The sequence below is a fragment of the Pseudarthrobacter kochi genome, assembly GCF_055412805.1.
Genome location: NZ_JBVAYV010000079.1, coordinates 1 through 7,163 on the forward strand (window position 1 = coordinate 1; position 7,163 = coordinate 7,163).

7 protein-coding genes are annotated in these 7,163 nt (G+C 65.9%); 4 read left to right on the plus strand and 3 right to left on the minus strand.

Annotation, left to right across the window (positions count from 1 at the left end; translation table 11 throughout):
* Positions 1-107 precede the first annotated feature (107 nt).
* From ACZY0Y_RS19280 to ACZY0Y_RS19290, 3 genes are all read right to left on the minus strand, one after another.
* Positions 108-557 carry a cytochrome P450 gene (locus ACZY0Y_RS19280; RefSeq protein ID WP_463959858.1) on the minus strand — a complete coding sequence of 150 codons (450 nt, stop codon included), beginning with the start codon at positions 555-557 and terminating at the stop codon, positions 108-110.
* Positions 558-595: 38 nt separating this feature from the next.
* On the minus strand, positions 596-1,111 hold the full coding sequence (locus ACZY0Y_RS19285) for a baeRF11 domain-containing protein (protein WP_463959859.1): 516 nt from the start codon (positions 1,109-1,111) through the stop codon (positions 596-598).
* Between the two features lie 270 nt (positions 1,112-1,381).
* The gene (locus ACZY0Y_RS19290; RefSeq protein WP_463959860.1) at positions 1,382-2,458 is read right to left on the minus strand and encodes a serine hydrolase domain-containing protein; all 1,077 of its coding nucleotides are present in this window, start codon (positions 2,456-2,458) and stop codon (positions 1,382-1,384) included.
* A 356-nt stretch (positions 2,459-2,814) separates the two neighbouring features.
* Between ACZY0Y_RS19290 and ACZY0Y_RS19295 the strand changes: the two genes are divergently transcribed.
* The 4 genes from ACZY0Y_RS19295 (at position 2,815) to ACZY0Y_RS19310 (ending at position 6,936) form a co-directional block, all read left to right on the plus strand.
* Entirely contained in the window at positions 2,815-4,095 is a 1,281-nt protein-coding gene (locus tag ACZY0Y_RS19295) for an MFS transporter (RefSeq protein ID WP_463959863.1), read from the plus strand.
* A 287-nt stretch (positions 4,096-4,382) separates the two neighbouring features.
* Positions 4,383-4,763, plus strand: a complete 381-nt coding sequence (locus tag ACZY0Y_RS19300) for a VOC family protein (protein WP_463886433.1) — start codon at positions 4,383-4,385, stop codon at positions 4,761-4,763.
* Positions 4,764-5,024: 261 nt separating this feature from the next.
* Entirely contained in the window at positions 5,025-5,327 is a 303-nt protein-coding gene (locus ACZY0Y_RS19305) for a hypothetical protein (protein WP_463959861.1), read from the plus strand.
* A 133-nt stretch (positions 5,328-5,460) separates the two neighbouring features.
* The gene (locus ACZY0Y_RS19310) at positions 5,461-6,936 is read left to right on the plus strand and encodes a protein adenylyltransferase SelO (RefSeq protein WP_463959862.1); all 1,476 of its coding nucleotides are present in this window, start codon (positions 5,461-5,463) and stop codon (positions 6,934-6,936) included.
* Positions 6,937-7,163 lie beyond the last annotated feature (227 nt).

A 7,163-nucleotide genomic window follows, 5' to 3' on the forward strand; every position in this document is an offset into this window, starting at 1 on the left:
TGGGTGGTGGGGGAGTTCCCGGGAGGGATTCTCCGTTCCTCTACCACCAACGGTAATACCCCTGGGGGTATGTTGCAAGCCGGCCGTGGGGGGCGGCCGCCGTGCGTTCAGGCTGCGTGCCAGTTGGCCGGGAGGGCCTTCAGTCCATAGACGATGGTGCTGTCCATCCGCTCAAGGCGCGATCCCGGGGCGACTCTCAGTCCTGGCAGCCGTGACAGGATGGCCTCCAGTGCGGTCCGTGCTTCAAGTCTTGCGAGCGGGGCGCCGGCCGGAATGTGAACGTCGCCCAGGGTGGTTTCGGCAACACAAATCCGGTACATGGACTGGACGGGGGACCGAAAGCGGAGTACTTCCTCTATGGCCTGGGGGAGCAGTGACGGCTCCTTCCGCAGCCGTTCGATGGTGCCGGGCACTTCGGTAAAGCAAAGGACCGCATTGCCTATCAGATTGGTGGTTGTTTCGTTGCCGGCGACGAGCAACAGACTGCAGAAACCCAGCAGTTCGGGCACGGTCAGTTTCTGCCCGTCGATCTCGGCGGAGAGCAGGTTGCTGATCAAGTCGTTGCCGGGCCGGCTCGGGCGCTGTTCGATCAGGTTCAGGAAGTATCGGTCATCTCCTGATTGGTGGCGTGGTGATCCTCGTTCGGTGCACTGGTCCGCGTTTGGCTGACAATGACGTCGGACCACAGCTTGAAGCGGTCACGGTCCTCGGCGGGCACGCCCATGAGCTCCGAGATGACGATGACCGGCAGCGGGTACGCCAATGCTGGCATGCCGGGTACGGTGATTTCCTGGGCCGGCCGGTCAGCCGAGACCTCGATGCGGCGCGCCCCGTCCTGGGAAATCGCGAGCACGAGCGCCGCGTTGGGGAACGTTACGGCGCGCAGAAGCGGGGTGATGGCGAACCGATCAGACACGCTGACATGGTTTTCAAGATCGTTCGGCAAACGGAACTCCAACACCGACGTCGGTGTCGCGAAGATGGCCAGGCTCCGCCCCATGTCAAACCAGAACTCCGGGGTTTCCAGGAGCTCGTGGAGGAACGACTCTATGGCGGTGAGCGAGTCTTTGTTTTCCCCGGCGCGGAGCAGGTCCAGGGCGGAACCGAACAAAGAGCGCGCTCGGGTCTGGTCCTCCTCCGAATCAGCGGGGGACAGTGCTCGTCGGAAGTTACACTGTGACGCTGTGTGGATCGCGCGCAGCCGCCAGACGTTCCAAGTCGTATCGGGTCGGCATATCCATGGGTATGGGGTACTCCTTTGTGTTATCCCTGCGGTTGATCGCATGATGAGGGGCAAATGCCTGCCACTGCTCGATGCTGGCTGCCCGCAGAGGGTACGCAGTGCCGGATCAGCCCGGCATCCGGCCGTGGGATGCTGGTGTCAACAGTCGGTCGCAAGGGTCACGACCACGACGCAGATGCCAGGAGCGCGAACAGCGGTTCGAAGTCGTACATGCTGGTGCTGTTGCTCATGACGACGATGCCCAGACCGCGGTCGGGGTAGAGGCGCATGACGTTCCAGAAGCCGGCCCGGCGCCGAAATGCTCCACCCACTGCCCCGGGGTCTTCGTCCGCCGGCGAAACCACCCGGGTCCGTGGTCGAACGGCTTACCCGCCTGGTCCATGGTGTGCATGCGGCGGGCGGACACGGGGAAAGGACCCGGGTTCCGTCGATCTCGCCGTCGCGAAGGTGCATGCGGAGGAATCTGCCCGCGTCCCAGACGTCGCCCACCAGGCCGCCGTAGGCGGGCCCGTCCACGTAGAAGTGGTTCAGTGACAAGTACGGCCCGCGACGGTTTCCGGCGATCCCGGCGGGGAACATACCCCGCAGCACGGGGTCCATGATCCGGGGCGCCTTGAGGTATCCGGTCGCCTTGTCGGCGCCCTCCTGATAGCGGAACCCGGTGTGTTCCATGCCCAGAGGTTGCAGGATGGACTGGTGGACGCAGGACTCGAAGGCCATCCCGGCCGCAGCGGCAATGACCTGTCCGGCGGCCAGGCAGCCGACGTTGGAATAGCGGGCGCTCTGCCCGGCCGGGTAGCGGTATACGCGGCGCCTGCCCATCAAATGGCGGAGCAAAGCCTCGGGATCCGGAGGATCCGCGTTGGCCGCATGCACCCAGCGGATGGGCAACGGGTTACCCAAACCGGCAGTGTGGTTCAGCAACTGGCCTACGCTCGGCGTCGTCCTGGAAGAACGCAAGTGAGGGACGTACTCGCCCACCGGGGCATTCAAATCGAGGCGACCCTCGTCCACGAGCCGGAACGCAGCCGTCGCGGTCACGATCTTGGTCATGGAGAACCAGAGATACGACGTCGAGGCGGTTGCCGGCGTGCTTTCTGCACAGTCGGCAAGTCCGTAACCGGCGGCGAGGAGCACCCGATCGCGATTCACGACGGTCACGGAGATGCCCGGAACGCCGCGCCCGCTCATCATCGCGGCGACGGCCGCAGTCATGCCACGGGGCGGCCTGCCCGCCGCGATGCTTTCGATGTCGCCCCCTCCCGCGGGACTTCGTCCCGGTCGAGCCTGCCGGAAGCCATCAGATTGGCTTCCACGTCGAATGAATCCCGGCGCAAATCTACGCCTTTCCAGGTCTTCTCTCCAGAGCCGGCGGCCTCCGCCACGGGGTTCCGTCGGAGGATACGGCGGGCATCGAGCGGGGGGATCAGTGCATGGTTCACCGTGAGGTGCCCGAGTCAGGGTGAGCGACCCCGCACGCCGCACCGCCATCCCGCACTCTGGCGCGCGCCTCTGAAGGAGACGAGAATGGGCTCGTGCCAGACCCCCGCCCCGACGGGGACGGCAATCCGATGAACGCCGCCGCCCGCAAGATCCAGCGCATCTACCTCACGTTGACGCTGGGCAATACCCTTGCGGCCTCGTTCATCTGGGGGATCAACACCCTCTTCCTGCTTGACGCCGGACTCAGCAACCTTGAGGCTTTTGCCGCGAACGCCTTCTTCACCGCCGGGATGGTGCTTTTCGAGGTGCCCACCGGAGTGGTTGCCGACGGTTGGGGGCGGCGCGTGTCGTTCCTGCTCGGCACCGCGACGCTGGCCGCATCGACCTACCTGTATTACCTGCTCTGGCAGCTTTCCGCCCCGTTCTGGTTGTGGGCCGCAGTGTCGGTGCTGCTCGGCCTGGGCTTCACTTTTTTCTCCGGGGCTGTTGAGGCCTGGCTCGTCGACGCGTTGCGCTTCTCGGGCTATGACGGCGGGCTCGAGACGGTGCTGGGCAGGGGACTGATGGTCTCGGGCGCTGCGATGCTGATCGGCTCGGTGGCCGGCGGTGTCATCGCGCAGGCCACCAACCTTGGCGTGCCGTTTCTGCTGCGGGTGGGTGTCCTGTTGGTGATGTTTGTCGTGGCCTTTTGGCTCATGCGCGACGTCGGCTTCACGCCCGAACGTTCGGCCCATCCTCTTGAGGCGACCCGCGCCGTGCTTACTGACTCGATCGAGAATGGACTGAAGAACCCGCCCGTACGCTACGTGATGCTGGCCGCGCCGTTCAGCGCCGGCGTCGGGATCTATGTTTTCTACGCCCTCCAGCCGTACCTGCTGGAGCTCTTCGGCGACCCGCACGCATACTCCGTGGCGGGCCTGGCCGCGGCCATCGTGGCAGGGGCGCAGGTGCTGGGCGGCTGGATGGCGCCACGCCTCCGGGGCCTGGTTCGCCGCCGCACCACGGTGCTGATTCTGAGCAGCATTGTGGGCGCGATGATTCTGGTCGTGCTGGGGTTCACCCACGTGTTCTGGGTGGCCCTTGTCCTCCTGGCACTCTGGGCCCTGGTCTCGTCGGCGGGCACCCCGGTGCGGCAGGCCTACCTGAATGACATGATCGCCTCGAAGCAACGGGCAACGGTGCTTAGCTTCGACTCGCTCATGGGATCCAGCGGTGGGGTGGTGGCGCAGCCGCTGCTCGGCCGGGCGGCCGATGTGTACGGCTACCCGGCGTCGCTGGCAGTTGGCGGCGTCATCGAGCTGATCGCGGTGCCCTTCCTACTGGCGAGTCGCCGGCAGGGCAACCGGGCGGATCAGGCCCACGCCCCGACCAGCACGACGACCCCGGGGGCGCCGCCGTCGAAGCTGTGATGGTCCCCGCCGGCCGCCATCAAATCCCCCGCGCAGCAGCGGATTCGCCGCGGTATTGACTCTCACGGCCCCGAGCCTACGATAGTGCGCATCAGCACCTTCGAGGAGCCGATAGGTCATGTCCATCGCTGGCGCTGAGCATGTTGATGCCTCTGGAATTGGGGCCCGGGGCTGGCACGACGCCGCCGGGTGCGCCGGGGAACCGGCGGACGTCTATTTCACTGTGGATGGCAGCTGGGGTGGCTTCCAGGAATCTGATCAAGTCTGATCAAGAGGGAGAAACAATCATGCTGAAAGATCTCGAAATCATCGCAGTCCTCCCCGCCAAGGACATCGTCCGGGCGAGCAATTTCTACCGTGACGTGCTGGGACTGGAGCCCGCGGACGCCATGGACGAGGAGAACCTGATGTACCGCTGCGGCAAAGGCACGGCCTTCCTGCTCTACAAGACCGACACTGCCGGAACAGCGAAAAACACCCAGATGGGCTGGGGAACAGACGACATCGAGGCCGAGGTCAAGGACCTGCGCGGCCGCGGCGTTGTGTTCGAGGAGTACGACTTTCCTGGTCTGAAGACTGAGAACGGGATTGCGTCGACTCCGGTAGGCAAGGCCGCGTGGTTCCTGGACAGTGAGGGCAACATCCTCAATCTCTTCCAGGGCCAGTAGCGCTGGCGCATAAAGGCGCCGCCCCTGCATCATTGGGGGACTCTGCAGGGACGGCGCGCACTTCACGCTACCTTGCGGGAGCGGCGCCGGGGCCAAACAGGGTGAAGTCTTAACGTTTCCCTAGCGCCGGGCCGGCGACGGCCGGGCTACCGGGGAACCCGGATGCTCGGACCGTGGATTACCCTTCGTGCCAGGCACCTTACTTTGGGCAGCCTTTCGGGCCTACAGTTGGGCTTCAGGAACCGTCGACAGGAGTGACCCATGATTACCCTGCAGATCGAACACCAGGTCCGGGACTTCGGCATGTGGAAGAGCGCTTTCGACAGCGACCCACTCGACCGCGCCGCTTCCGGGGTGCGGTCGTACCGGATCTCGCGTCCGCTCGACCAGGAGGACTACGTGATGCTGGAGATGGACTTCGATACGCAGGCTGCTGCCGTGGACTTTCTGGGCCGACTGCAGAACGACACGTGGAAAACCGGTGTGACGGCGCCGGCGCTGGTCGGTGAGCCATCGACCAGGATCATTGAGACGGTGGCCGTCGAGATGGTTGCCGCCCCCTAAGCCCTGCTGCGCCGTGTGCGGACGGCAAGGCCACTCCGGACCCAACCCAAGCGCCTTTCCCGAAGGTGCGCGCATTCTTGGCAGGTCCATGGAACTCAACGGCCGCTAGCGGTGCCGCGGGTAATCTTGGAGGATGACTGCCGCAGCCCCATCAACCGTCAGCTTTGACGGCCGCTTTGACTCCCGCTTTGCCAGGGAGTTGGGCGAAATGGCCGTTCCCTGGCAGGCAGAGACGGCTCCGGACCCACGTCTTCTCGTGCTCAACGAGCCGTTGGCCGCCGGGCTTGGCCTCGACCCCACGCACCTGCGCGGTCCCGAGGGGCTGCGTCTGCTGACCGGCAACCTGGTCCCCAATGGCGCCACTCCTGTGGCGCAGGCGTACACCGGCCACCAGTTCGGCTGGCTGGCCCCCCGGCTCGGCGACGGGCGCGCGCTCCTGCTCGGTGAGATTACCGACGCCGGGGGCCACCTCCGCGATGTCCATCTCAAGGGCTCCGGGCGCACCCCGTTCGCCCGCGGTGGTGACGGGCTGGCGGCTGTTGGTCCGATGCTGCGGGAGTACATCGTGAGTGAAGCGATGCACGCGATGGGGATCCCCACCACCCGGTCCCTCGCCGTTGTGGCGACGGGGCGGCCGGTTCTGCGCGACACCATGTTGCCGGGAGCAGTTCTCACGCGGGTCGCGAGCGGCCATTTGCGCGTGGGCAGCTTCCAGTACGCCCGGGCCACGGGCGACATCAACCTCCTGCGCCGGCTTGCCGACCATGCGATCACCCGCCACCATCCCGGCGCCGCCGAGGCCGGGAACCCCTATGTCGCGCTGTTCCAGGCGGTGATAGCCGCCCAGGCGTCCCTCGTGGCCCAGTGGATGCTTGTGGGTTTTGTGCACGGGGTCATGAACACCGACAACATGACAATCTCGGGCGAAACCATCGACTACGGGCCCTGCGCCTTCATGGACGCGTTTGACCCGGCCGCGGTCTACAGTTCGATCGACGAGACCGGACGCTACGCCTACCGCAACCAGCCGGCGATGGCGGAGTGGAACCTCACGCGGCTCGCGGAGTCACTCCTGCCCCTCTTCCACGACGGGCAGGAGCAGGCGGTCGCCCTCGCGCAGGAATCCCTCGCCGGATTCCGCAGGCAGTACAGTGCCGCCTGGTCGGCCGGCATGCGGGCCAAACTCGGCCTGCACCACGACGTCGACGACGACGCCGCCTCGCCCCTCGTGGACGGGTTGCTCAGTCTCCTCCAGGCGGGGCGTGCCGACCACACCTCGTTCTTCCGAGGCCTCGGCGCGGCCGCCCGCGGCCACCGGGAAGCCGCGCGCAGCCTGCTCCCCGACCCGGCAGCGTTTGACGCGTGGGCGGAACGTTGGAGCGCCCTGAGCCCCGACGCCGACGCGATGGACCGGGTCAACCCCGTCTATATCCCCCGCAACCACCTGGTGGAGGAGGCGCTTACTGCCGCTACGGGAGGGGAGCTGGATCCGCTCAAGCGGCTGCTGGACGCGGTGACCAACCCGTATGTCGAGCGCCCGGGCCTGGATCGTTACGCTGCCGCCGCGCCTGCGGACTTCGGTGCCTACCGGACGTACTGCGGAACCTAAGCGGGAGCCAAGGCCAACGAAACCCCAGCCTTCTACCCGGCCCGCCCCAGGCCGGGGCCGCTGGTATGTAGGTGTTCGCTTTCGGGCGGGCAATGGTGAGCGGTCCGGGACTGGGTAGTCCCGGACCGCTCTTTTTCGTATCTCTTCGTACAGCATCAACCGTGTTGCAAGATACCCCTGGGGGTATTATTGTTATGAGTAGTTGACGGGGACATCCCCACCTCTTT